The following is a 295-nucleotide window of genomic DNA, read 5'->3' on the forward strand; positions in this document are numbered from 1 at the left end:
ATCGTCCTCTGCGAATCAAACTGGGGGCGGATCCGACAGCGCCGGACATTCATCTGGGCCACACTGTCATCCTTAATAAGCTGCGTACCTTCCAGGAACTGGGCCACGAAGTCACTTTCCTGATTGGTGATTTCACCGGTATGGTGGGTGATCCTACCGGTAAGAACACCACACGTCCTCCCCTGACCCGTGAAGATGTACTGCGCAATGCCGAAACCTATAAAGAGCAGGTTTTCAAGATTCTCGACCCGGCCAAAACCAAAATTGAATTCAATTCTACCTGGTTGTCTGAGTT

At 50.8% G+C, this 295-nt stretch carries 1 protein-coding gene; it reads left to right on the plus strand.

Features of this window, described 5'->3' with window-relative positions:
- Positions 1-295: tyrosine--tRNA ligase (gene tyrS, locus ACYP03_RS25560; RefSeq protein WP_459782612.1), on the plus strand; the 295-nt coding region annotated here is incomplete at both ends.

This window comes from Photobacterium sp. R1 (genome assembly GCF_054600795.1).